Source organism: Ferrovibrio sp. GW821-FHT12F09 (assembly GCF_058806775.1).
In genome coordinates, this window is the sequence record NZ_JBXAPZ010000002.1 from 1078447 (window position 1) to 1101465 (window position 23019).

The window sequence follows — 23019 nt, forward strand, 5'->3', positions numbered from 1 at the left end:
CGGTGTGTTTTCCCCATGATCAATCCTGTTGTGCGTAACGCCCTGGCCGGCTTTGGCGCCCTGTTGCTCGGTCTAGGTCTCGGCCGCTTCGGCTATACGCCGCTGGTGCCGGTGCTGATCGAGAACGACTGGCTCAGCGCTGGCGAGGCCGGTTATCTCGGCGCCACCAACCTGTTCGGCTATGTCGCCGGCAGCCTGCTGGCGGCCACCTTGGCGCGGCTGGTGCCGGTGGCGCGCCTGACGCGCATCTCCATGGTGCTGACGGCTGTCAGCCTGATCGTCTGCGCCCTGCCCTGGGGGTTTTTCTGGTTTGCGCCCTGGCGGTTTCTCGCCGGCTTCACCGGCGGCCTGCTGATGGTGGCGGCGATTCCGCTGATCCTGAGCCGCGCGCCGCTGGCCCAGCGCGGCCGCACCAATGGCATCATCTTCACCGGCGTCGGCACCGGTATCATCACGGCCGGAACGCTGGTGCCGGCGCTGGCCGGCCTCGGCCCCGCACCGATCTGGGCCGGCATGGGCCTCCTCGCGCTGATCATCGCGGCCCTGACATGGAAACAGTGGGACAGCGATGCCACCCTGCCATCACCGGCGCTCGGCGATGCGCCGGCGCGCGCCTTCACCCTGCCGGTCGCCCTGCTGCTGGCTGCCTACACGCTGGATTCCGCCGGCTTCGTGCCGCACACGGTTTTCCTGGCCGATTACGTGGCGCGCGGGCTCGGCCGCGGCGTCGCCGCCGGCGGCCTCTCCTGGGTGCTGTTCGGCATCGGTGCCCTGAGCGGGCCGATCCTGGTCGGCTTCGTGGCCGAGCGCTTCGGTTTCTATCGCAGCATCATCGGCGTGCTCACCATCAAGAGCTTCGCCATCGCGATCCCGCTGGTGTCGCAGCATCCGATCGCGTTGGGCATTTCGGCCGTCACCGTCGGCGCGATGACGCCGGGCATCTCGGCGCTGGCATCCGGACGCGTGGTCGAACTGGTCGGCTTTGCCGCCCATCGCCAGGTCTGGGGCTGGCTCACCGCCGGGTTTGCCGGCGCTTCGGCCGGCGTCGGTTACCTGTTTTCCTACCTGTTCGAGCAGACGCATTCCTACAACCTGCTGTTCGCCCTGGGCGCCGGTGGTATTTTCGCGGCGATGCTGCTGACGATTTTCGCCCGCAACCCGCCCGTAAAATCCACAGAATAGGATTGTAAGAATCAGCCCGGGCGCGCAGGATATCGTCATGCATCCGCTCGTTCACGCCTTCTTCGATTCCGCCACCTACACGGTAAGCTACGTGGTCGCCGATCCCGCGACGCAACGCTGTGCCATCATCGACAGCGTGCTGGATTTCGATGCCGCGTCGGGCCGCACCGCCACCACCAGTGCCGACGCCATCCTGAAGCATGTGGCGGCACAGGGCCTGCAGACCGACTGGGTGCTGGAAACCCATGTGCATGCCGATCATCTGTCGGCGGCGCCCTATCTGCGCCGGCGCAGCGGCGGCCGGCTCGGCATCGGCAGCGATGTGACCCAGGTCCAGGGCGCCTTTGCCCGCATCTTCAATGCCGGCGCGGACTTCGCCTGCGACGGCAGCCAGTTCGACCGCCTGTTCGCAGATGGCGACACCTTCATGATCGGCAGCCTGCCCGTGCAGGTGCTGCACACGCCTGGCCACACACCGGCCTGCGCCACCTATGTGATCGGCGACGCGGCTTTTGTCGGCGATACGCTGTTTATGCCCGATTACGGCACGGCGCGCTGCGACTTCCCCGGCGGCGATGCCCGGCAACTGTATCGCTCGATCCGCCGCATCCTGGCGCTGCCGCCGCAGACACGGCTGTTTCTCTGTCATGACTACAAGGCGCCGGGCCGCAACGATTATCGCTGGGAAACCACGGTTGCCGAGCAGCGCCGGTCGAACGTGCATATCCGCGACGGTGTGGATGAAGACAGTTTCGTGACCATGCGGACCGCGCGTGATGCCGAACTGGACATGCCGAAGCTGATGTTGCCGTCCGTGCAGGTCAACATGCGCGCCGGCCATCTGCCGCCGCCCGAAACGAATGGCCGGCGCTATCTTAAAATTCCGCTGGATACGCTTTAGCCGCCATACAGCCAGTCATTCCCAGCATAGGCCTGCTCCGTCGTACGGCCCGACAGCGCCATGTTGCGCAATTCGCGCACCGGCCCGGTCGCATGATAGAAATCGCCATAGACCCTTGCCATCACCTGCACCCGCGCCGTGCGCAGGTAACGCGCCTGCTGGTAGGCGAGGAAAGCCTTGTTCGGATCGCCGCGCGACTGGCTGAGGCAATCGGCGAGGCAGACCGCATCCTCGATGGCCATGCAGGCGCCCTGGGCCAGATACTGCAGCATCGGATGCGCCGCATCGCCCAGCAGCGTGATGCGGCCCTTGGTCCAGTTCGCCACCGGCTCGCGATCACACAGCACCCACATGCGCCAGGACTCAATCTTGTCGAGCAGCTTGTGCACCTGCGGCTGCTGGTTCTGGAAGCGCTCGTTCAGCTCATCCACATCGCCAAACGCATTCCAGCCTTCCTCGTAGCGGTTTGAGTGGAACACGGCGACCAGATTGTACAGCTCGCCACGGCGCAGCGGGTAATGCACCAGATGGGTTTTCGGCCCGGCCCAGAGCACGACGTTGTTTTCGAACTGGCCCTGCGGCACGTCTGCGGCCGGCAGCACGGCGCGATAGGCGACATGGCCGGAAACGCGCGGCTTGCCGTCGCCGACGATATCCTCGCGCACGGCAGACCACAGGCCGTCGCAGGCGATCATGGCGGTGCCGGTAAGCATTTCTCCATCGGCCAGCGTTACGGTTACACCGTCACCGGTATCCGTATAGGCGGCGACCTTGGCGTTGTTGCGCAGTTCGATCTGCGGCTGGGCGCGGCAGGCCTCCACCAGCGTGATATGCAGGTCGGCACGATGGGTCACGGCATAAGGCGTGCCCCAGCGCTTTACCACCTGCTCGCCCAGCGGCATGCGCGTCACCTCGTCGCCGGTCAGGGCATCGCGCATGATCAGGTTGTCGGGAAACACCGCCTTGGCATCGATGCCGGCGCGAATGCCCAGGGCATCGAAGCGCTTGAACACATTCGGGCCGAGTTGGATGCCGGCGCCGACCTCACGGAATTCAGCCGACTGCTCCAGCAGGATGCTGCGGATACCCTTGAGCGCCAGCGCCAGCGCGGATGCCAGTCCGCCAATACCGCCGCCGACAACGATGACCGGACGATCCTGTGCCTGTGTCATAAATCCCCCCCCGCGTACCGGGCATATTTGCCTCAGTCACTTAATCCGTACACAGATTATATTGAAATGTCAAGCGGTTTTTACCGCGCAGGCACCAGCAAAAATAGAATCCGGTAGCTCCAACCACCGCTTTGGGCATTCAATACCCTCTGGAAGCACCGGTCTGCTGCAGGGGGATACTGGCATGCTGTCATTCAAGAGTTGGGGCATTCTCTGGAAAATCATGACCGTCATCCTGGTCCTGCTGGCCGCCATGGCCGCCAGCGTCTGGACCGGCTATCGCGGCCTGCACGAGCTCTCCACCGATATCGCTGAACTGGAGCTGCAGGCTAAGCGGGTCGAGAATGCCGGACGCGGCACCGCCAACGCCCTGAGCTGGATCCGCATGGTGGAGAGCATCCCCCATGCCACGACGCCGGCCACACGCAGCGAGGTCGCCGCCAGGGCCGCCGATGAACGGCGCCGGCTTGGCGTGCGCATCGACAACCTGAAGGGCCTGTTGCATGGCGCGGAAGCGCAGCAGCGGCTGGCCGCGATGGTCCAGGCAGTCGAGGCCTATGAAGCCGTGCATCGCAGCGTGCTGCAGGCAGCCGAACAGGGCAATGCCGAGGCCAGCCGGCAGGCCGCCGCCGCCGGCGCGGTGCAGGCCGAGGAGATTCGCAATCGCATCCGGCCCATGGAGGATGCAATCTCCAAGGAGATAACCGAGTTCAGCGCCAAGGCGCGTGTGGATGGCGACCGCGCCGTCACCGCCATGCTGGTGCAGTCGGGCATCGGCGGCGCCATCGGCCTCGGGCTTGCCATCCTGATCACGCTGGCGGCGATCAGCCGACCGCTGCGCCGCATGATCTCGGGGATGGAACGCCTGGCCCAGGATGACCTGAACATCGAGATTGCCGATGACGGCCGCCGCGACGAGGTCGGCCTGATCGGACGTGCGCTGCTGGTGTTCCGCCAGAATGCCATCGATAAACGCAACGCTGAGGCGAGTGCGGCAGCGCAACGGGCGGAAACCGAACGCGAGCGCAACGCACGGGAAGCCCGCGAGCGCCAGGCGATTGCCGAGATTTCGAACCTTTGCGAGCGCGTCGCGGGCGGCGACCTCGCCGGCCGTCTCGACGAGGCCGGCAAAGACGGCTTCCTGCTGACGATCAGCCAGCAGCTCAACACCCTGACCGAAACGCTGCAGCAGATGACGCGCGAACTGGCCGATGTGACCGGCGCCATGGCAAACGGCACACTGACACGGTCGGTCGATGGCAGCTACAGCGGTGTTTATGGTCAGCTCAAGGACAGCGTCAACAGCATGGCCGGCAAGCTGCGCGACTTCGCCGCCCGCCTGGCCGAAACCGCCCAGGTGGTCCGCAATGCCTCCGCCGAGATTTCCACCGCCAGCCAGGATCTGGCCCAGCGCACGGAATCCCAGGCCGCATCGATCGAGGAAACCGCGGCCTCGATGCACGAGATCACCACCACGGTGAAACAGAATGCCGACAATGCCGAGGCCGGCAACCAGATGGCTTCGGCTGCCCGCAATGCCGCCGAGCGTGGCGGCCATATCATGACCGAAGTTGTCGGCGCCATGGGCGGCATCGAAGAGAGCGCGCGGAAGATTTCCGACATCGTCGGCCTGATCGACGAGATCGCCTTCCAGACCAATCTCCTGGCGCTGAATGCCAGCGTCGAAGCCGCCCGCGCCGGCGAAGCCGGCAAGGGCTTTGCCGTGGTGGCCCAGGAAGTCCGCGGGCTCGCCCAGCGTTCAGCCAGCGCATCGAAGGACATCAAGACGCTGATCGGCACGTCCAGCACCCAGGTCAGGACCGGTGCCGAACTGGTCGGTCAGGCCGGCCGCTCGCTCACCGACATCATGGAATCCGTGAAGAAGGTTTCCGACATCGTCGCCGAGATCACGGCGGCCAGCCGGGAGCAGGCCACCGGCTTGGACCAGATCAACACCGCTGTCGGCCAGATGGACGAGATGACGCAGCGCAACGGCGCCCTGGTGGAAGAAACCTCGGCTTCAGCCCAGCAGCTTGCCACGCAGGCAAACCAGTTGGCGCAGCTGGTGGGCTTCTTCGATACCGGGCACCGCTAGGCTGATCTGCTGCAGTTTCAGCCGATCCCGCCAAAAATCTCGTCGAATTTTGCATTGGCCATGCCGAGATCCTCGTAGCGGCCGATATCGGTCCAGTAGCCCTCGATCTGCCAGGCGCCGACCGGCGCACCGGCCTCCAGCATGCGTGCCAGCAAGCTGGGCATGTCGAGCAGCTCGCCCGGCTTGATCCAGTCCCAGGCGTCGGGACTCAGTACATAGATGCCGGAATTGACCTTCATCTTCTGCGACGGCTTTTCCTCGATGCGTGCGACCCGCGCGCCATCGACCGAGACCACCCCGAACGGCACCGTATAGGTATGCTCGGTCAGCGCCACCGTGGCCAGCGCGCCGGATTTCTCATGCGCCTCGACCAGGCTCGGAAACCACAGCGTCGTCAGGATATCGCCATTCATGACGATCACCGGATGCTCCGGACGCTGCGGCAGCAGCGACAGGGCGCCGGCGGTGCCCAGCCGGGAAGGCTCGCGCAGATACCGGATATCCGCATTGTAGCGCTGCCCATTGCCGAAATAGGATTCGATGATCTCGGCCTTGTAGTTGACCGATACGAACAGTTCGTGGAAACCCTGGCCGGCGAACTGGATGATGGTGGTTTCCAGAATCGGCCGCCCACCCACCACCACCATCGGCTTCGGAATCGTCTCGGTCAGCGGACGCAGCCGCGTGCCCAGTCCGCCCGCCATCAGCACCACCCAGTTGCGATGCGATTGCTCGCTGAGCAGCTGCCGCATCTCGAGCAGGTCGAGGATACGGCCTTCGCCATCGACAACCGGCAGAACCGTGATGGCATTGCGCCGCATAGTCTCCAGGGCACGGACATGGTTGACCGAGGAATCGATCACCATCGGCTGCGCATTCATGATCGTATGGGCTGCGCTCTCCAGCGAGATGTTGGCCAGGATCGCCCGCCGGATATCGCCGTCGGTGACGGTGCCGCGCAGAAAGCCGTTTTCGTGGATCAGCACGATCCGCAGGCCATTGATATGCAGGCAGCGAATCACGTCGAGAATGGAGGCGCTCAGATCGGCAAGGCAGTTGTCGAGCGACCGTGCATTGCCGGATTCGCGCCGCTGTCCTGTACCGTCCCGCATCGCAAAACCCGCTGGTCTTTTTAACACCTTGTTATATATATACCCGCGAGAATGCTGTGATTTCGTTAACAAAGCGCCAAAGGCCGCGCGCCCACCGATGAAGATCAGACCGATTTACATGTCGTGCGAGGTGCAGCGGCGCGAATTGAACGCGCGGCTGTTCTTTGCCGTGGCGGCGGCAGCCCGCGGCTACACCAGCATGCTCACCCAAAAGCTGATCATGCGCGCCAATCTGCCCAACCTGCCGGCCGGCATTTTCTGGCACAAGACCGTGAGCCGGCAATGCGCGCATTATTATGCCCTCGCCCATCAGCACGGCAGCCGCACCGTCGGCAGCTGTGAGGAAATCATCAACATCGCCGACAACGACTACGGCGCCGACTACGCCAAGATTCATTACAACGAGGCCACGGCGCAGCATGTCGACGTCTATCTGTCTTCGACCTCGCTGGATGCACGGATGGCCAAGGCCATGCCCTTCGGCAAGGTCCTGACCATCGGCAACGCCCGTATCGAGCTGTTGCGTCCGCATACGCGTGCGCTGTACATGCCGGCGGTCCAGGCCATCAAGCAGCAGTTCGGCGACTTCACCCTGATCACCTCCTCGTTCGGACTGAGCGGCAGCTTCCGCCCGGTCGAACAGGAACGCGCCGGCTATAACAGCCTGGCCCGCGACATGCAGCGGGACTACTTCTCCGAACAGCATGAGCGCGAGCAGATCGGCATCGCCACCATCGTCCTGCTCAGCGAAAAGCTGTCGGCGGAAGGCAAAACGGTCATCGTGCGACCGCACCCGCATGAGAATCCGCAGATCTGGCGTGACCGCCTGCAGCATCTGCCGAAGGTTTTCGTCGAAGACAGCGGGCCGATCGTGCCGTGGCTGCTGGCCGCCGACGCCGTGCTGCAAGGCAACTGCACCACCGGCCTGGAGGCCTTGCTGCTGGACAAGCAGGTCGGCAACTTCATGGCCGAGGCCGACCAGATGTTCAGCTCCACGCTGGTGCCCGCCCTGGGACCGGAGAATGCGCTGGAACAGATCAAGCAGCCCTATCCGGAAAGCCTGGATATCATCCGCAAGTATATCTTCGGCGTCGACAACTTCGTGGTGCAGGAAACGCTTGATGCATTCGATGCGCTCGATCCGCCGGCCTGCACCTTTGCCGATCTCGCCCTCACGCCGATGCGTTCGGTCAAGAATTTCGGTGCCGACAAGTCGATGGAGCGCCGCTGGCCGCTGCTGAACCACCGTGAATGCAAGCTGTTCGTGCATGCGGCCGCCAAGATGCTGGGCATTGAGGGCGTCGGTGTGCTGATGCCGGCGCCGAACATGGCACTGATTGCGCCGCTCTCGGCCATGCAGAGCGTCGTGGCCGCAACCACGGCGGCGCATCCGGCATGACCGGCGATCCCGACCTGCGCATCCTCGGCCTGATTGTTGCCCGCGCCGGGTCCAAAGGCGTGCCGCGCAAGAACCTGCAGGAAGTCGGCGGCCTGTCGCTGATCGGCTACAAGGCCCGGTCGGCGCGCAACCAATGCACCCGGCTGGTGATCTCGACCGAGTCCGAGGAAATCCAGGCCGAAGCCCGCCGTCATGGCGTCGAATGCCCGTTCCTGCGCCCGGCCGAACTCGCCAGCGACACCACCCAGGCGGTCGAGGTGGTACAGCATGCCATCGACTGGTTCGAACGCGAGGAGGGCATCTCCTACGACGCCATCCTGCTGCTTGAGCCGGCTTCGCCCTTCGCCCGTGCCGAGGACTACGCCAAGGCCATTGCGCTGTACAAGGCGCGCAAGGCGACGCTGGTGGTCGGCGTGCGCCAGGTGACGATGCCATCGATCTTCGTCGCGCCGATCGGCCCCGACGGTTCGATCGCCACCATTGTCGACCGTATCGCCAACATGCACACGCTGCGCCGCCAGGACTTCAAGGACGAAGTCACCATGAACGGCAGCCTCTACCTGTTCGACTGGCAGACCTTCAAGCGCACCGGCAAGATTTACGGCGATCCGCCGAACAGCTACGGCCTGGTCATGGATGATCTGCATTCGGTGGCGATCGACCGTCCCATCGATCTGCACCTGGCGCGCTACCTGGTCGACAAGAACCTGATCGATCCTGGCGAGTGGCCGGCCTGACGGCTTACGCCGGCTTCACGCCCACGATGCGCATGTCGCGCGGCTCGCGCAACTTGAACTGCGCCGGCTCCTGCCGCACCTCGACAAACCCGGTCTCGACCAGCAGGGCCGCCAGGCTCTGTGGCGTATAGCCCCAGCAGTGATTCATCAGCGGATCGCGCCAGCGCGGATCGCCGTAGAACACCCACATGCTGCGTTGGCCTTCCGGACCGGGCCCGGCCGCCAGCATCGGGTTCTTCACCAGCTCCATCGCCGCGCTCAGCAGGTTCGGGCATTCCAGCACGATCTTGCCGCCGGGCTGCAGCACGCGACGCCAGTCGCGCAGCACATCGGCGACCTGCCAGCGCCAGATATGCTCCACCACATGCACGGCCAGGACCTCGCCGGCGACATTGTCGGCAAAGGGCAGCGGCTGGGTGATATTGCACTGGACATCCACCGCGCCGCCCTGGCCGCGCGAGGCCAGCGCATCGCAATTGATATAGCCGGGCAGAATCTTGTCGCCGCAGCCGAGATTGAGCTTCACGCCGGACATGACCGCCACCGCGGCCGGCACGGCAACCGGTTCGGCCGCCAGTGCCGCAGCGGCAGCGGCCTGCCATTGCGCGGCCACGGCCGCAGTCGAACACTGCGCTTCGACCAGCGCCTGACCGGCAGCGATGCGCGCCACCATGGCCTGCGGCTCCTGCTCGGCCCGACGCAGCGCATTGGCCAGTGAGCCATCCAGCAACAGACCCCCATCGAAGGCCTGCAGGGCCGGCTGCGGCACAGCGACAACCAGCCGGCCGGCGCGGATCGCGGTCACCGCGCGGCTTGCGCTGCGCAAACGGCCGCGTTCGTCCGGCGATGCCGGCAGCACCACCGCGTCGCAAGAGTCCAGCGCCGCGGCAATGGCTGCGTCGTCGCCCTCGCGCACCATCACGGTCAGGCGACCACCGGTCACCTCATGCATGCGGCGCAGCGTACCGGCCAGCGGCTCCGGCAAGGTGCCGAGGATGGTCAGAGCAAGCGGGCGCAGCGACGTATAGGACAGCAGCTCATTGGCCAGCGGGCCAAGTTCAGGCAGGTCGACGGCATCGCCGAACCACACCAGCTGCAGGGGCTGGCCCGGCTGCGGGGCAAAGCGTGGCGGCAGGACCGGCAGACTGCAGGGATCACTGACCAGAGACGCCGTCCGTCCGGTTTCCTGGCGCACCAGCGCGGCAAGCCCGGGCGAAGCCGCAGCGAAGCCATCGGCCGACGCCGCCAGCGTCCGCAGCACGCCCGGCTGAACCAGCGTCTCCAGCTGCCCGTCATGGCAATCGATCAGCACCCGCGCGCCCTGCTGTCGCGCCCAGGATGCGGCCTGCAGCACGGCCGGCTGTACGGCTGCCGGCAGCACCACGACAGCGGGCGCTGCAGCGGCCAGTCGTTCCGCGGTCAAGCCGGTCAGTGCCAGCAGGCCGCCGGCGGCCCGGTGACGGGGCAGCGGCGTGACGGTCAGACAGCAGAGTTTGATCTCGGACATCGGATGCTCATCGCATGGAGTTATGAGGCAGGCAAGGCAGAAGCCGGCGCCAGCAGGCGGGCGACGCCACGATTCAGCCCGTCGCGCCAGGGCGGCAGGCGAATGCCATAGACCTGCGCCACCTTTGCGGTATCGAGAACCGAGAAGGCCGGCCGCTGTGCCGGCGTCGGATAGTCGACCGTCGTGATCGGCGCCACCGGCACGGCGCGCTGGCCCAGTGCCGCTGCGGTTTCCATGATGGCTTGCGCCACGGCATGCCAGCTGGCCATGCCGCTGCCGGCCAGATGGAACAGGCCGGCGAACCGTGGATCGTCTGGCGCCACCGCACGCATCCGCGCCATGGCAAGCAACGCCACGGCGAGATCCGGCGCATAGGTGGGCGAACCCTGCTGGTCGGCCACCACCCGCAAGCTGTCGCGCTCGCCGGCCAGACGCAGCATGGTACGGACAAAGTTGCTGCCATAGGGACTGTGCAGCCAGGCGGTGCGAACGATCACCGCGGCGGGATACGCCTGCAGCACCGCCTGCTCGCCGGCCAGCTTGGACCGGCCATAGGCCGTCTGCGGGTTGCAGGCATTGCTCTCGCGGTAAGCCTGCGTCGCCATGCCGTCGAAGACATAATCGGTGGAGACGTGGATCAGCGGCAGGCCGGCAGCGGCGCAGGCCTGCGCCACGGCGGCGGCGCCATCGCGGTTGATGCGGAAAGCGAGATCGGGTTCAGCCTCGGCCTTGTCGACGGCGGTATAGGCCGCGGTATTGATGACGATATCGGCAGCCGCCAACGCAGGCGATATCGTGGCCGGATGCGCCAGATCGAGCTGCGGCCGACCCAGGCACACGACATCGCAGCCGGACTCCGCTGCAGCCTCGGCCAGGGCACGGGCGAGCTGGCCGCTCTGCCCGATGACGGCGACGCGCAGCCGCCCGGTGTTGTCAGACCCCGATGCCATTCTGCGTCGTGATCAGCGGCGGCAGCGGATAATACGGCGGCAGGACTTTCACATCCCGCAGCAGCGGCGCGGCGCGGTCCTTGTCGGCGATGACCGGGTTGCTCACCTTCCAGTCGATGCCGATGGCGGGATCGTCCCAGCGGATCGCATGCTCGCAGTTCGGATCATAGGGCGCGGTGCACTGGTAGAGGAAATCGGCGCTGTCGCTGAGCACGGCAAAGCCATGGGCGAAGCCCGGCGGAATCCACAGCTGGCGATGGTTGTCGCCCGACAGCACGGTGCCGGTCCATTTGCCGAAATGCGGCGAGCCCTTGCGGATGTCGACGGCCACGTCGAACACCTCGCCGGCCAGCGCGGTGACCAGCTTGCCCTGGGCATGGGGCTCCTGGAAATGCAGGCCACGCACCACGCCCTTGCCGGAGCGGGAGAAATTCGTCTGCACCGAGGGGACGCCGAGGCCGTTGTTGAGATAACGCGGTGCGTTCCACAGCTCCTTGATGAAGCCGCGGGCATCCGAGAAAGCGCGCATCTCGATGATGAACACATCGGGCAGGTCGGTGGCGATGATCCGCATCGGCTTGACTGTATCCTTCTGCGCCGGACCGGGTTCCGGCCCCGGCAGACTAGCGGCCGAAACCTGACGATACGTTAAGAAGTCCGGCGGTTAAGAAGCGGGCGGCAGCAGCTGCCGGACCAGGGCCAGCCAGCGCCGGCCGATGGCCTGGGGACTGTACTGCGCCGCCACATGGGCCTGGCCGCGCGCGATCCGCTCCAGCGCCGCAGCCGGATCGGCCAGCGCCGTGGCCACCGCCGCCGCCAGATCGCGGTCGAGACCGACATACTCTCCCAACGGCAGGTAGCTGTCGATCGGATGTGCCACCGTGTAGCGGCCGGCATAGAGGGCCTGCAGGGCGCGGTTGTTGCTCTTGCCGCGCGAGAGATGCGACTCGACATCGAAGGGCAGCACCACGATGTCGCAATCCTCCAATCCCTGCTGCACAGCCGGCACCGACCAGGGCGTCACCATCACGCGATGGGTCTTGCCGCCCTCTTCCAGCTCCAGTACGCCATCGGGCGCGGCACTCAGCGGTTCGCAGATCAGCTGCAGTTGCACCGACTGCTGCGCATCGATGCGCGGCAGATCGTATTTCAGGAAACGCTGCATCGCCTCGGCATGCGACGACATCATGCCGAACCACAGCAGCTTGAGCACCGGGCCGGGCGCGAAGTGCGGCGCGCGCTGTTCCACCTCCACCACATCGTCGACCACGAAAACCGGCAGCTTGTCGCGCAGCACCGTGCGCAGCATGGCGGCCAGCGCCTCGGTGGGCGCGGTGACGGCGCTGCTGCGGGCGAAGATGTTGTCGAGGATCAGGCGGTAGGTCTCGGCGCCCTCGCGGCCCAGCTTCTCGGTCAGCCGGGCGGCATATTCGGCGCTGAACTTGAAGTCGGACACATCGAGCAGGATGACGCCGCCGCGCGCCCGCACCGCCTCCATGCGATCGAGGAAGACCGAGATCACCTTGGCGAAATGGACGATGTCGTCTTTCGGCTGGTGCAGCACCAGCAGATCGATGGCGGGATCGAAATCCGGTTTGAACAGGTCGAGGAAGGAGATCACCGTGGCCGGCACGCCGTCCTGGCGCAGGGCCGCCGCCGGGATCAGGCCGCGATAGCGCGCGCTGGCCAGATGGCCGCTCTGCTCCGCCGGCTGCTGGGGCGGGATATTCGCTGCGAAAACCACCCGCATGGCGCCGTCCTGTTGCGATCCTGCCGCAGCATCGCCCGTACCGGGTAGCGATCGGGTTAATGCGGGGCGGTGCGGAAGGCCGGCGGAATGGTGCACCCGACAAGATTCGAACTTGTGACCTCTGCCTTCGGAGGGCAGCGCTCTATCCAGCTGAGCTACGGGTGCGCCGGGGCCGGCGTGATGGCGCGGACCATACAGGAGCCGCCGGCCCCGGGCAAGACGGGCCGGCGGGCCGATAAGCCCGGGCATCCTGCGGGAATCCTTGGGCAATCCGGGCGGCGCCGCCACCCGGCAAGGCCGGGCAGGCAGGACCGGGCGGGTGGCGATCCGGCCGGCGGCGCGATCATGATCCGGGCTTATATCGTCTTGTTACGGGCGTGGTCCGGCTTATCCGCCGCCTGTTGCGCCTTATTCCGGCTTATCCGGTCTTATCCGATGCTTATTCCGTCTTATTCTGCGTTGCTCGCCTTCTCCCTGTCCAAGGCGATGCCTTTTACATCCTGGGCGATCAGTCAGTGCCGGCGCGGCGGCCGCACCGGCGCCCGTAGCAGCAGGGCGGCGCCATTCATGGCAGTGACCGGCGCCTCGCGCTCCAGCAGGCGGCGCAGGAAGCGATACGCCAGTTCATAGGCATGCTCGGGCCAGGAGGACAGAATCGGCCCCCGGATATCCAGCAGGGAACACGCGACCTCACAGCCCCAGACATCGGTCATGCCGGTTTGCGGCGGGCGGCGTTCCGGCGGTCGCACGCCAGCCGTGAAATCGGTCCAGACCCCGTTCTGCAACGTGCGGCCGCGAAAGCGCGCCTCCGGGAAACAGGGCAGGCCGTAACCGTCGACGGTCGGCGGCTGCAACGCGATCTCGCGGCCTTCGGTATCGCAGAGCGTTGCGTGCTGCGTCTCGCATTCGATGCGGATGAAAGACACGGCTTTCGCATAGGCCCATTCCGGATAGGCGGAATGAAAGCTGCCGCCGCCGAACAGCGAGCAGGTCCAGGCGCAGACATAACCGCGCGCGGCATCGGCTGCGGGACCGGAGATCCGGCCGCGCAGCGGCTGCTGCCGGCCATCCGGGTAACGGGCGTACAGATCGAAGGCGAAGGCTTTCATGGCCGCAGCCGGGGGGCCCAGACGGTATTCAGACAATATGATACAAAAAGAGAACAAATAGTCAAGTCCAGTCCTATGCCCCCAAATCACATACACCTTAAAATTGTAACTACCTCCAATGCGCTACAATTTTTACGGAGAGTCACCTTTGAAGATGCGCGTTTCGGGCGTAGGGTGTCGCCTTGACCAAAACCCAAGCCGCCACGAGACGCATGCAATGACGTCGTCTTTCCATCGGCTTACCGCGAGCCCCCAGTCGGAAGCGATCCGCATCGCCACCGTGCGGCATTACGATATCCTGGACACCCCGCCCGAAAGTTCGTTCGACCACATCACCGATCTGGCTGCCGACCTGCTGCGCGCCCCGGTCGCGCTGATCAGCATCGTCGATGAGGGCCGCGTCTGGTTCAAATCGCGCCATGGCATGGCGCTGCCTGAGATCGGCCGCGATCCCGGCCTGTGCGTATCGGCCATCCTGCAAAAGCGCCCCTGGCTGGTGGCGAATGCCGCCGCCGACCCCCGCGCCGAGGCGCATCCGCTGGTCACTGGCGACTTCGGCCTGCGCTTCTATCTCGGCATCCCGCTGCAGGCCGGGGACGGCTCCAATATCGGCACGCTCTGTGTCATGGACCGCAAGCCGCGCGACGTGACCCGCCGGCAGATCGCCAACCTGGGCAGCCTGGCCGCGATCGCCATGAGCCAACTGGAACAGCGGAGAACCGCGCGGCAGGCCGCCGCCGCCCTGTCCGAGGTGGCAGCCGACAAGGAAAAGGCCCTGCGCCTGGCCGCCATCATGGCCAACGAGATCGACCACCGGGTGATGAACAGCCTGCAGCTGGTAGCCGGACTGCTGTCGATGCAGAGCCGCAGCAAAAGCGACGACGACGTATCGTCACAACTGAAACAGGCGGCCAGCCGCGTCTCGGCCATCGCCCGCGTGCATCAGCATATCTACCTGAACGAAGGCATCGAGCATGCCGATGTGACGCAGTATCTGCAGCGCATCTGCGACGATCTGTCCAACGTGCTGCAGGCCAGCAACCGCGGCGCCATCGCGGTCAGTGGCGCCGAGGTGAGACTGCCCACCGCGCGGATCGTGGCCATCGGCCTGATCATCAACGAGCTGGTGACCAATGCGATCAAATACGGCAGGGGCAATGTCGCGGTGCATTTCGCCGATACCCAAAGCGGCTATACGCTGTCGGTATCCGATGAAGGCCCCGGCATGCCAGCAGGCCAGATCGACCAGCCCAGCCGTGGCTTCGGCATGAAGGTGATCGGACTGCTGGTCAAGCAACTGCGCGGCCAGATCAGCTTCGGCGCACAGGACAATGGCAGCGGCACCAAGGTGACCATCGCCTTCCCGCGCGACCTTGCCCAAGTGCGCAGCCACGAGCTAATGCCACCCGCTTCCGTCACTCTTCCACCATTCCTGTGACAAAAATCCACCAACCAGCCCCGGCTGGCCGAAACCGGAACCATAAGGCCGTGCATGGGTTGCTGATGCGTGCCAGTATACGCAACTGAAGCCGGCACCGGAGTATTGCCAGTGACTTCCCCAGACATCATGGATTTTGCCGCGCGGACAGCCAAACTGTCTGCAGGTATTGTATTGCCTGCGGGCATTGTCGCAAACCGCGCTCAGGCTCAGGCCGCATCTGTCAAAACCGGTCTCCCCTCCACCAGCGGACTCAGCGTCATGCAGGTGGAAACACCGCCCGTGACCGCACAAACCATCCTGCTGGTGGAAGACGATCTGCTGATCCGCCTGACCACCGCCGATTACCTGGAAAGCCGCGGCTATACCGTGCTGCAGGCCGAGGATGCGGCCGAAGCGGTGCTCTGGTTCGAGAGCGAGATCATCGATCTGGTCTTTACCGACCTGCAGATGCCCGGCAGCATGGATGGCGCCGGCCTGGCCCAATGGGTCATGATGCATCACCCAGCCGTACCGGTGATCATCACCTCCGGTGTCGCGCTGGATTGCGAGCATGGCCTCGATCCGATGATCCGCAAACCCTATGACCTGGACGCCGTGCACCAGCGCTTTCAAAATGCCCTGCGCAAATCCGCTTAGCGGCGGTCTCGGCCTGCATGCCAGGCCGCCGCATGGCCTGAGCCGCGCAGCGCGTCAGCTCCAGGAACAGATCTTCCAGGTCGGCTTCCGGGATCGCGAGGCCGACGCCGCCCTGTGGCGTCATACATTCCCGTACAGATCGCCGCCGAACACATCGTCATGGGTCAGCCGCGCCAGGACGCCCATCGACCCGTAGAAGTGCAGGAAATAGCTGTTCGCCAGTTCGCGCCGGATGAAAAACCGCGTCAGCTTCATCACATCGTCGCGAATTTCCTCGGCTATCTGCTTCACCCCGATAGTTTCGGGCAGATAGAGCACCAGCGCCTCCTGGATGCCCCAGTTGAACCGGCTGCTGATCGGATGCGCCAGGTCGCGGGCCGTGATGAAGGCCGAGAGCTGCGGCTGCTCGTAAAGCCGCCCGACATGTTCACCCTCGTAGCATTCCAGGAACAGTGCATTGTGATGCGCCGGCGAGAGCACCATCACCCCGGTATTGAACATGGTGTCCAGCGGCCCGATGCCATGGGCCTGGAAGAGATTGTGCATCTCCCATTTCCACATATCGCGCTCGAAAGCCGGATTGATGCGGACCTTGTGGAAATGTTCGATGTAAATGGCCCGGGCGGCATCGGACATCTGGCCGCCGACCGGACAGAGGCTGATCTTCTCGGGCGGGCCGGCCTGCTCCATGATGTTGATCGCCCTGGGCGCGATGATGATGTCTGAGTCGAGCCAGATGATGCGCTCATACTGCTGCGACCAGGCCTGATTGAGGATCAGCAGTTTCTGCCAGGCCGGCGAACGCGCCGCAGCCCGCGTGCCGGTGTCCAGCGCGCCGGACACCACGATCAGGTCGAAGCCGCAGAGGTCGGCGTATCTCTGCCAGGACTCGCTGCACAGCCGTTGCCAGATATCGACATAACGGTCGCCGATGACGAGGGTGACGATGGCAACCTTGCGGCCGGTCGGCGGGATGAAGGTCTGTCCGTTTTCGACAAGGATAATCACGGGGTTCAACCGTTTCGCGGAATCGATTCCAGTTGCGGAATTGATGCCAGAGCCGAAGCGGGGACAGCAACTATTTTCCGCGGCTTACAGCCTTATGCGGCCTTGCGCGTCAGTTCCAGGAACAGGTCTTCCAGGTCGGCTTCCTGGGTCGAGAGATCGACGATCTCCAGTCCGGCCGCCTGCAACTGCGCCAGCACCTGCGGGAAGGGCGTCTGGCTCGGGCGGTAGTGCAGCCGCAGCCGCCGCGGCCCGAGCAGTTCGGCGCCCAGGTTGGCCAGGCTGGCCGGCGGCGCGGCCAGATCGGCGCTGAGCGTGACGATTACATCCTTGCGGTCGAGCCGCGCCAGCAGCTTCGGCGTCGCATCATGGGCCACGATGCGGCCGTGGTTGACAATGGCGATATGATCGCAAAGCGCCTCGGCCTCTTCCAGATAGTGCGTGGTCAGCACCACGGTGACGCCGGACGCATTCAGCCGGCGGATATAGGCCCAGAGCTGCTGGCGCAGTTCGATATCGACGCCGGCGGTAGGCTCATCCAGCACCAGCACCGGCGGCGCATGCACCAGCGCCTTCGCCACCAGCAGGCGACGGCGCATGCCGCCCGACAGCGTGCGCGCATAGGCTTTCGCCTTGTCGCTCAGCCCCATGGCGGCGAGGATTTCGGCCGTGCGGCGTTCGGCCCTGGGCACGCCATAGAGGCCGGCCTGGAATTCCAGCGCCTCTTCCGGCGTGAAAAACGGATCGAGATTGAGTTCCTGCGGCACCACGCCGATGGCGGCGCGCGCCAGCCGCGTCTCGCGGTCGATATCATGGCCCCAGACCATGGCCTGGCCGCCGGTCTTGCTGACCAGGCCGGCCAGGATATTGATCAGCGTGGATTTGCCGGCCCCGTTCGGGCCGAGCAGACCGAAAAAGCTGCCGCGCGGAATATCCAGCGACACGCCGTGCAAAGCCTGCTTGGCCTTGGCACCCTTGCCGTAGACCTTGACCAGATTGCGCACGGAAATGGCGGCATTCCGGTCCGGAACGGAGTCGGTCGACGGGGCTTCTGACATGCGTTTATGGCCTGAAAGGCTGGCGTGGCGGACGGCACTGGGCTAGGTATCATCCCGTGCCCCCAAGGTCAAAGGACCGGGGCCCGAACCGACCCGGAGAAGACCATGCAGGCCGCCAAATCATCTGCTCCCGAGACGATCACCGTTGAAAGCCCGGTTGTCGCCTGCGATGGCGGCGGCGGTGCGCTGGGCCATCCGCGCGTCTACCTGAACATGGGCGACAAGCACGAGATCGACTGCCCCTATTGCGGCCGGCAGTATCTGCTCAAAGAGGGTGCCGGCCACGGGCACGGCCATTAACAAGAATACCGTCATGCCCGCGAAAGCGGGCACCCAGCCGCCGCCAGTACCATGCTCTGCCGTCACCGTCCTATGCGCGGCCAGACAGGATGGATCCCCGCTTCCGCGGGGATGACGTGGTGGTAAATCGGAGAGCGTATCTGTTATGGCATCCAAGCACCGCCTCTATCTCGTCGACGGCTCCGGCTACATCTTCCGTGCCTATCACGCGCTGCCGCCGCTGACGCGCAAATCCGACGGCCTGCCGATCGGCGCCGTGTCGGGCTTCTGCAACATGCTCTCGTCCTTGCGCGACAAGGCCGAGCATGACGAGGCCGTCAGCCATATGGCGGTGATCTTCGATGCCGGCCGCGAAACCTTCCGCAGCGAGATCTATCCCGCATACAAGGCCAACCGCAGCGAGACGCCGGAAGACCTGATCCCGCAATTCGCCCCGATCCGCGAGGCCACCCGCGCCTTCGGCCTGCCCTCCATCGAAAAAGACGGCTTCGAGGCCGACGACATCATCGCGACCTATGCCCGCATCGCCAACGAAGCCGGCATGGAGGTCTGCGTCGTGTCGTCCGACAAGGACCTCATGCAGCTTGTACGCGACGGCGTCGGCATGATGGATCCGATGAAGGATCGCAGCATCGGTCCGGCCGAGGTGATGGAGAAATTCGGCGTTTCGCCCGACAAGGTGATCGACGTGCAGGCGCTGGCCGGCGACAGCACCGACAACGTGCCCGGCGTGCCCGGCATCGGCATCAAGACCGCCGCCGAACTGATCAACATCTATGGCGACCTGGAAACACTGCTGGCGCGTGCGGCTGAGATCAAGCAGCCCAAGCGCCGCGAGACACTGCTCAACAACGCCGACAAGGCGCGCATCTCGTATCAGCTGGTGAAGCTGAAGGACGACGTGCCGCTGGAGCTGGGGCTGGACGATCTCAAGCTCGGGCCGGTGGAATGGCCCAAGCTCTCGGCCTTCCTCAACGAGATGGAATTCCGCACGCTGACCAGCCGCATCGAGAACCGGCTGAAGTCGCGCGGCGTGGATATGAGCGGCGGCGCGCCCGGCGTCACGGCACGGCCGGAGACCATGTACAGCGCGCCGGTGGCATCCGCGCATAAATCGACGACGCCGATCGCTTATGCCGGCGAAGGCGGACCGGAGACGCCGCCCGTCGGCCGCGACCATTACGAGCTGGTGCAGGATCTGGGCGCACTGCAGCGCTGGATCGCGCGCGGTTTTGAATCCGGGATCATCGCCTTCGACACCGAGACCACCGACTTATCTCCAACCAAGGCAAGCTTGGTTGGGATTAGTCTCGCCATTGCGCCGGGCGCAGCCTGCTATATCCCGGTCGGGCATGTGCCGCCGGGCGGCGGCGGGCTGGATTTTTCCGGCGCGGGCGCGATCAAGCAGCTTGGCGTGACCGAGGCGCTGGAGGCGCTCAAGCCTTTGCTCGCCGATCCGAGCGTGCTGAAAATCGGCCAGAACATCAAATACGACATGGCGGTGCTCGACAAATACGGTATCGGCATCGTGTCCTACGACGACACCATGCTGATTTCGTATTCCCTCGATGCCGGCAAACACGGCCATGGCATGGACGAGCTGTCGCAGCGCCATCTGAACCATACACCGATCAGCTATGACGAAGTGACCGGCACCGGCAAGGCGCGCATCTCGTTTGCCGAAGTGGCGCTGGACAAGGCGCGCGACTATGCCGCCGAAGACGCCGATGTGACGCTGCGGCTCTATCATGTGCTGAAGCCGCGCCTGCTGGCCGAGAAGCAGACCGCGCTCTACGAGACCATCGAACGGCCGCTGCCCGCGGTCGTCTGCGCCATGGAAGTGGCCGGCATCAAGGTCGATCCGGCCGAACTCAATCGCCTCTCGGCCGACTTCGCCCAGCGCATGGAGGCGTTCGAGAAGAAAGCCCATGAGCTGGCGGAAGAGAGCTTCAACATCGGCTCGCCCAAGCAGCTCGGCGAGATCCTGTTCGACAAGATGAAGCTGCCCGGCGGCAAGAAGGGCAAGACCGGCGCCTATTCGACCGGCGCCGATATCCTGGAAGAACTCGCCGCCGAGGGCCATGAACTGCCGCGCGTGGTGGTCGACTGGCGCCAGCTCGCCAAGCTGAAAAGCACCTATGCCGATGCGCTGGTGGTGCAGATCAACCCCAAGACCGGCCGCGTGCATACCTCATTCGCACTCTCGGCCACCAATACGGGGCGCTTCGCGTCGTCTGATCCCAACCTGCAGAATATTCCGGTGCGCACCGAGGAAGGCCGCAAGATCCGCAAGGCCTTCGTCGCCGAAGCCGGCCACAAACTGGTCTCGGCGGATTATTCGCAGATCGAGCTGCGCATCCTCGCCCATATCGCCGATATCAACACGCTGAAGGATGCCTTCCGCGACGGCATCGACATTCATGCGCTGACCGCCAGCCAGGTGTTCAACACGCCGGTGGAAGGCATGGACCCGATGGTGCGCCGCGCCGCCAAGGCCATCAACTTCGGCATCATCTATGGCATGAGCGCCTTCGGCCTGGCGGCCCAGCTGGGCATCCCGCAGCGCGAGGCGCAGAGCTATATCGAAGCCTATTTCCAGCGCTATCCCGGCATCCGCGCCTATATGGACAGCACGAAAAAGCAGGTGAAGGAGCACGGCTTCGTCACGACGCTCTATGGCCGGCGCGTGCATTTTCCCAATATCAATTCGAAGAATCCAGCCGAGCGCAATTTCCTCGAACGCGCCGCCATCAACGCGCCGATCCAGGGCTCGGCCGCCGATATCATCAAGCGCGCCATGGCGAAGCTGCCTGCCGCGCTGGCCGCCGAGGGGCTCAAGGCCCGCATGCTGCTGCAGGTGCATGACGAACTGGTATTCGAGGCGCAGGACGCGGAAGTCGAGGCGCTGATCGCGGTGGCCAAGCGGGTGATGCAGAATGCCGCCAGCCTGTCGGTGCCGCTGACCGTGGAAGCCGGCATCGGCCTGAACTGGGAAGAGGCGCATTAGCTTTTTCGTCGTCCCCGCGAAAGCGGGAATGACGACGGTGAGTGCGAAGGCTTATTTCTTATCCGGCACGCAGCGGTCGACGATGGCGCCGCAGGGTTCCATGATCTCGCGGCCTGTCGCAGTGCGGCCGCGGAATTCGATGGCGCTGACCCGGCCGCGCTGCAGCACAAAGGTCGCCTCGCAATAGCGGAAGTAATCGTAGGCCGCATCGCCGCGGCCGGTCGGCGTGTAGCCGACCAGGTCGGAACGCGCTTCGGCCGAACGGCTGGTCTCGCGGAAATAGCTCCACAGATCGGCATCACCTTCGCGGTTGCGGGCGGTCGGCTCGCCGGCGCAGGCCATCAGCTGGGCATCGCTGAACCCGATCATCGCGCTGCGGGCGCGTTCGGCCTTTTCCTCCAGCGGCGAGGCGCAGGCAGCGATCAGGGGCAGCAGAGCGGCGAGCGGCAGAATCTTGTGCATAAGATCACTTTGCCGGAAGCCGCCGTCCCGGTCAAATACCGCATGCCCGTTGTTCCGCTGCCGCCGTTGCGTTAAACCGGACGGCAATCAGGAGGACCCGAGACCATGGCTGGCACCGTCATTGTCAAACCAGAGAAGCTGCGCGCCGCCGTGCGCCATATCTGCCTGGCCGGTGGCAGCAATGCGCGCGAGGCCGCCCTGGTCGCCGACAACCTGGTGCTGGCCAACCTGACCGGCCATGACAGCCATGGCGTCGGCATGCTGCCGCAATATATCCTCGCCGTGGTGGAAAAGCGCCTGAAGGTCAATCAATCGGTGACGCTGCTGAGCGACGCCGGCGCCATCCTCAACCTCGATGGCGACTGGGGCTATGGCCAGGTGATCGGCCATGAGGCCATGGAGCTGGGCATCCGCCGCGCCCGCGACCTCGGCGCCTGCATCGTGAGCTTGCGCAACAGCCATCATATCGGCCGCATCGGCCACTGGGGCGAGCAATGCGCCGCCGCCGGCATGGTCTCGACGCATTATGTGAATGTGGTCGGCCGTCCGGCCCTGGTCGCGCCGTTTGGCGGATCGGATGCGCGTTTCGCCACCAATCCCTATTGCTGCGCCCTGCCCGCCACCGAACCGGGCGGCGAACCGATCGTGCTCGACATGGCCACCAGCATGATCGCCATGGGCAAGGTGCGCGTCGCCATGAACAAGGGCGAGCAGATCGCACCCGGCACGCTGATCGATTCACAGGGCGCCGGCACCACCGACCCGACCACGATGTTCAATGCCCCCATCGGCGCCATCCTCGCCTTTGGCGGCCACAAGGGCTACGGCCTTGCCGTGATCGCCGAACTGCTGGCCGGCGCGCTGACCGGCGGCATCACCATGCATGACGGCAGCTGGGCGAAAAACACCATCACCAACAACATGCTGTCGATCATTATCGATCCAGCCAAGCTGGGCGGCGCCGAAACCTGGAAGACGGAGACTGCCGCCTTTGTCGACTGGGTGAAGAAATCCCCGCCCGGTCCCGATGGCAAGGGCGTGATGGTGGCCGGCGAGCCCGAGCGCAAATCCAAGGCGAAACGCAATGCCGAGGGCATTCCGGTGGATACCACCACCTGGAACGAGATCATCGCCGCCGGTGAATCCGTGCAGGTCGCCGCCTCTGAAACCAATGCTGCTGCCGGTCTGACGTAAGG

The 23019-nt window shown here is 65.0% G+C and carries 20 protein-coding genes and 1 tRNA gene; 10 read left to right on the forward strand and 11 right to left on the reverse strand.

Annotated elements, in window-relative coordinates; genetic code table 11:
* Nucleotides 1–15 precede the first annotated feature (15 nt).
* Together AC1ROB_RS18295 and AC1ROB_RS18300 are read left to right on the forward strand one after the other, a co-directional pair.
* Complete coding sequence (locus tag AC1ROB_RS18295; protein ID WP_492969679.1) at nucleotides 16–1182, forward strand: YbfB/YjiJ family MFS transporter; 1167 nt, start codon at nucleotides 16–18, stop codon at nucleotides 1180–1182.
* Between the two features lie 37 nt (nucleotides 1183–1219).
* Nucleotides 1220–2083 (forward strand): MBL fold metallo-hydrolase, encoded by an 864-nt coding sequence (locus AC1ROB_RS18300; RefSeq protein WP_492969678.1) that lies wholly within the window; start codon nucleotides 1220–1222, stop codon nucleotides 2081–2083.
* Here the strand turns inward: AC1ROB_RS18300 and AC1ROB_RS18305 are convergent.
* Entirely contained in the window at nucleotides 2080–3255 is a 1176-nt protein-coding gene (locus tag AC1ROB_RS18305) for a 3-hydroxybenzoate 6-monooxygenase (protein WP_492969677.1), read from the reverse strand. The two genes, AC1ROB_RS18300 and AC1ROB_RS18305, sit on opposite strands and share 4 nt — an antisense overlap.
* Before the next feature lie 184 nt (nucleotides 3256–3439).
* Between AC1ROB_RS18305 and AC1ROB_RS18310 the strand changes: the two genes are divergently transcribed.
* Nucleotides 3440–5350, forward strand: coding sequence for a methyl-accepting chemotaxis protein (locus AC1ROB_RS18310; protein ID WP_492969676.1), 1911 nt, complete (start codon nucleotides 3440–3442; stop codon nucleotides 5348–5350).
* Between the two features lie 17 nt (nucleotides 5351–5367).
* Here the strand turns inward: AC1ROB_RS18310 and AC1ROB_RS18315 are convergent, their stop codons facing one another.
* A complete protein-coding gene (locus tag AC1ROB_RS18315) occupies nucleotides 5368–6462 on the reverse strand; it encodes a nucleotidyltransferase family protein (protein ID WP_492969675.1) in 1095 nt (364 codons plus the stop codon).
* Between the two features lie 97 nt (nucleotides 6463–6559).
* Between AC1ROB_RS18315 and AC1ROB_RS18320 the strand changes: the two genes are divergently transcribed.
* Nucleotides 6560–7861 (forward strand): surface carbohydrate biosynthesis protein, encoded by a 1302-nt coding sequence (locus AC1ROB_RS18320; RefSeq protein ID WP_492969674.1) that lies wholly within the window; start codon nucleotides 6560–6562, stop codon nucleotides 7859–7861.
* Nucleotides 7858–8598 carry an acylneuraminate cytidylyltransferase family protein gene (locus tag AC1ROB_RS18325; protein WP_492969673.1) on the forward strand — a complete coding sequence of 247 codons (741 nt, stop codon included), beginning with the start codon at nucleotides 7858–7860 and terminating at the stop codon, nucleotides 8596–8598. Before AC1ROB_RS18320 ends, AC1ROB_RS18325 begins: the two co-directional genes overlap by 4 nt.
* 4 nt (nucleotides 8599–8602) lie before the next feature.
* On the opposite strand, the gene AC1ROB_RS18330 is transcribed toward AC1ROB_RS18325, so the two are convergent.
* From AC1ROB_RS18330 to AC1ROB_RS18355, 6 genes are all read right to left on the reverse strand, one after another.
* A complete protein-coding gene (locus tag AC1ROB_RS18330; RefSeq protein WP_492969672.1) occupies nucleotides 8603–10105 on the reverse strand; it encodes a class I SAM-dependent methyltransferase in 1503 nt (500 codons plus the stop codon).
* A 20-nt stretch (nucleotides 10106–10125) separates the two neighbouring features.
* Nucleotides 10126–11055, reverse strand: a complete 930-nt coding sequence (rfbD, locus tag AC1ROB_RS18335; RefSeq protein WP_492969671.1) for a dTDP-4-dehydrorhamnose reductase — start codon at nucleotides 11053–11055, stop codon at nucleotides 10126–10128.
* Entirely contained in the window at nucleotides 11039–11629 is a 591-nt protein-coding gene (gene rfbC / locus AC1ROB_RS18340) for a dTDP-4-dehydrorhamnose 3,5-epimerase (protein WP_492969670.1), read from the reverse strand. The genes rfbD and rfbC overlap by 17 nt, the downstream gene beginning before the upstream one ends.
* 90 nt (nucleotides 11630–11719) lie before the next feature.
* Complete coding sequence (locus AC1ROB_RS18345; RefSeq protein ID WP_492969669.1) at nucleotides 11720–12805, reverse strand: hypothetical protein; 1086 nt, start codon at nucleotides 12803–12805, stop codon at nucleotides 11720–11722.
* A gap of 88 nt (nucleotides 12806–12893) precedes the next feature.
* Nucleotides 12894–12970, reverse strand: a tRNA-Arg gene (locus AC1ROB_RS18350).
* A 347-nt stretch (nucleotides 12971–13317) separates the two neighbouring features.
* Nucleotides 13318–13914, reverse strand: coding sequence for a hypothetical protein (locus AC1ROB_RS18355; RefSeq protein ID WP_492969668.1), 597 nt, complete (start codon nucleotides 13912–13914; stop codon nucleotides 13318–13320).
* 217 nt (nucleotides 13915–14131) lie between these two features.
* Here AC1ROB_RS18355 and AC1ROB_RS18360 point away from each other — a divergent pair, with 217 nt between their 5' ends.
* Nucleotides 14132–15352, forward strand: coding sequence for a histidine kinase dimerization/phosphoacceptor domain -containing protein (locus AC1ROB_RS18360; RefSeq protein WP_492969667.1), 1221 nt, complete (start codon nucleotides 14132–14134; stop codon nucleotides 15350–15352).
* Nucleotides 15353–15634: 282 nt separating this feature from the next.
* Nucleotides 15635–15991: a response regulator gene (locus AC1ROB_RS18365; RefSeq protein WP_492969666.1), complete on the forward strand. Its 357-nt coding sequence runs from the start codon at nucleotides 15635–15637 to the stop codon at nucleotides 15989–15991.
* Between the two features lie 120 nt (nucleotides 15992–16111).
* Here AC1ROB_RS18365 and AC1ROB_RS18370 read toward each other — a convergent pair whose 3' ends face one another.
* Together AC1ROB_RS18370 and AC1ROB_RS18375 are read right to left on the reverse strand one after the other, a co-directional pair.
* A complete protein-coding gene (locus AC1ROB_RS18370) occupies nucleotides 16112–16999 on the reverse strand; it encodes a hypothetical protein (protein WP_492969665.1) in 888 nt (295 codons plus the stop codon).
* A 92-nt stretch (nucleotides 17000–17091) separates the two neighbouring features.
* The gene (locus tag AC1ROB_RS18375) at nucleotides 17092–18054 is read right to left on the reverse strand and encodes an ABC transporter ATP-binding protein (RefSeq protein ID WP_492969664.1); all 963 of its coding nucleotides are present in this window, start codon (nucleotides 18052–18054) and stop codon (nucleotides 17092–17094) included.
* 105 nt (nucleotides 18055–18159) lie between these two features.
* Here AC1ROB_RS18375 and AC1ROB_RS18380 point away from each other — a divergent pair, with 105 nt between their 5' ends.
* Both AC1ROB_RS18380 and polA read left to right on the forward strand, forming a co-directional pair.
* Nucleotides 18160–18354: a zinc-finger domain-containing protein gene (locus AC1ROB_RS18380; protein WP_492969663.1), complete on the forward strand. Its 195-nt coding sequence runs from the start codon at nucleotides 18160–18162 to the stop codon at nucleotides 18352–18354.
* Nucleotides 18355–18499: 145 nt separating this feature from the next.
* Entirely contained in the window at nucleotides 18500–21361 is a 2862-nt protein-coding gene (polA, locus tag AC1ROB_RS18385; RefSeq protein ID WP_492969662.1) for a DNA polymerase I, read from the forward strand.
* Nucleotides 21362–21412: 51 nt separating this feature from the next.
* Here the strand turns inward: polA and AC1ROB_RS18390 are convergent, their stop codons facing one another.
* Nucleotides 21413–21823, reverse strand: coding sequence for a hypothetical protein (locus tag AC1ROB_RS18390; RefSeq protein WP_492969661.1), 411 nt, complete (start codon nucleotides 21821–21823; stop codon nucleotides 21413–21415).
* 105 nt (nucleotides 21824–21928) lie between these two features.
* Here AC1ROB_RS18390 and AC1ROB_RS18395 point away from each other — a divergent pair, with 105 nt between their 5' ends.
* Nucleotides 21929–23017, forward strand: a complete 1089-nt coding sequence (locus AC1ROB_RS18395; RefSeq protein ID WP_492969660.1) for a malate/lactate/ureidoglycolate dehydrogenase — start codon at nucleotides 21929–21931, stop codon at nucleotides 23015–23017.
* Nucleotides 23018–23019: the final 2 nt, after the last annotated feature.

Bases quoted from the DNA above. Each gene is read 5' to 3' on its own strand.
- AC1ROB_RS18375 (WP_492969664.1), bottom strand. From the start codon at position 18,054: ATGTCAGAAGCCCCGTCGACCGACTCCGTTCCGGACCGGAATGCCGCC.
- AC1ROB_RS18305 (WP_492969677.1), bottom strand. From the start codon at position 3,255: ATGACACAGGCACAGGATCGTCCGGTCATCGTTGTCGGCGGCGGTATT.
- AC1ROB_RS18395 (WP_492969660.1), top strand. From the start codon at position 21,929: ATGGCTGGCACCGTCATTGTCAAACCAGAGAAGCTGCGCGCCGCCGTG.
- AC1ROB_RS18320 (WP_492969674.1), top strand. From the start codon at position 6,560: ATGAAGATCAGACCGATTTACATGTCGTGCGAGGTGCAGCGGCGCGAA.
- AC1ROB_RS18310 (WP_492969676.1), top strand. From the start codon at position 3,440: ATGCTGTCATTCAAGAGTTGGGGCATTCTCTGGAAAATCATGACCGTC.
- AC1ROB_RS18325 (WP_492969673.1), top strand. From the start codon at position 7,858: ATGACCGGCGATCCCGACCTGCGCATCCTCGGCCTGATTGTTGCCCGC.
- AC1ROB_RS18380 (WP_492969663.1), top strand. From the start codon at position 18,160: ATGCAGGCCGCCAAATCATCTGCTCCCGAGACGATCACCGTTGAAAGC.
- AC1ROB_RS18390 (WP_492969661.1), bottom strand. From the start codon at position 21,823: ATGCACAAGATTCTGCCGCTCGCCGCTCTGCTGCCCCTGATCGCTGCC.
- AC1ROB_RS18355 (WP_492969668.1), bottom strand. From the start codon at position 13,914: ATGAAAGCCTTCGCCTTCGATCTGTACGCCCGTTACCCGGATGGCCGG.
- polA (WP_492969662.1), top strand. From the start codon at position 18,500: ATGGCATCCAAGCACCGCCTCTATCTCGTCGACGGCTCCGGCTACATC.
- AC1ROB_RS18330 (WP_492969672.1), bottom strand. From the start codon at position 10,105: ATGTCCGAGATCAAACTCTGCTGTCTGACCGTCACGCCGCTGCCCCGT.
- AC1ROB_RS18345 (WP_492969669.1), bottom strand. From the start codon at position 12,805: ATGCGGGTGGTTTTCGCAGCGAATATCCCGCCCCAGCAGCCGGCGGAG.
- AC1ROB_RS18300 (WP_492969678.1), top strand. From the start codon at position 1,220: ATGCATCCGCTCGTTCACGCCTTCTTCGATTCCGCCACCTACACGGTA.
- rfbD (WP_492969671.1), bottom strand. From the start codon at position 11,055: ATGGCATCGGGGTCTGACAACACCGGGCGGCTGCGCGTCGCCGTCATC.
- AC1ROB_RS18360 (WP_492969667.1), top strand. From the start codon at position 14,132: ATGACGTCGTCTTTCCATCGGCTTACCGCGAGCCCCCAGTCGGAAGCG.
- rfbC (WP_492969670.1), bottom strand. From the start codon at position 11,629: ATGCGGATCATCGCCACCGACCTGCCCGATGTGTTCATCATCGAGATG.
- AC1ROB_RS18295 (WP_492969679.1), top strand. From the start codon at position 16: ATGATCAATCCTGTTGTGCGTAACGCCCTGGCCGGCTTTGGCGCCCTG.
- AC1ROB_RS18315 (WP_492969675.1), bottom strand. From the start codon at position 6,462: ATGCGGGACGGTACAGGACAGCGGCGCGAATCCGGCAATGCACGGTCG.